Origin of the sequence: Bradyrhizobium sp. 31Argb, from assembly GCF_043638955.1 — a bacterium.
Classification (GTDB): Bacteria; Pseudomonadota; Alphaproteobacteria; order Rhizobiales; family Xanthobacteraceae; genus Bradyrhizobium.
In genome coordinates, this window is record NZ_JBEGDB010000671.1 from 1 (window position 1) to 720 (window position 720).

The window sequence follows — 720 nt, forward strand, 5'->3', positions numbered from 1 at the left end:
AAAAGAAAGCCTTGAATCACGTTCAATCTGATTTGAGAATCCCAAGAGTCCACACGGCCTAGTGGTTCATCACAGTGGTTTTGACTCTTTGGCTGCAGCGGGATAGGCGCGGCGGAGTTTGGCGCGGGCTTTGTCGGTTGTGAACATCCATTTGATGCGGTCTCGCGTTTTATTTCGCTGCCGCTGCCATGCTGCGATCTCTTTTCGGAGCCTTTTGGGGTCGTCGATGCGGCGGCCGAGACATTGGCGTTGCAGAACGCTGATCTCGCACTCGACCATGTTGAGCCAACTGGCGTGTTTCGGAGTGTAGTGGAATTCGAGGCGGCGCAGGATGCGACGGGCCTCGGCAGGCGCGAATGCTTGATACAGCGCGCCGGCGGTATGGATCGACAGATTGTCCTGCACGACACGGATGCAGGGGGCATCGGGATAATGGACGTCGACGAGTTCGCGCATGCAGTGCGCGTAGTCTACGGCAGCGCGGCGGTCTGTAACCTTGACGTTGCGCCAGCCGCGATGCGGATCGAAGGTGACGAAGAGATTGACGGTGCCGTTGCGGCGATATTCGTAATCGTAGCGCTCGCGCTGTCCCGGTTGGGCCGGGATCGGCTGACGCACCTCGCCGATTAGCTGGACGGGGGTTTCGTCGAAGCAGACCAGGGGCCGCTCGGGATCCGGCGCTTCAGCATAGAGATCGAGCACGTCCTCCATGCGGGCGAC

Annotated in this window: 1 protein-coding gene; it reads right to left on the reverse strand. The window is 59.9% G+C overall.

What is annotated here, in order from left to right:
* Positions 1-69: 69 nt before the first annotated feature.
* The coding region (locus AAFX91_RS42205) for an IS630 family transposase (RefSeq protein WP_394570413.1) at positions 70-720 on the reverse strand (651 nt) is incomplete at its 5' end.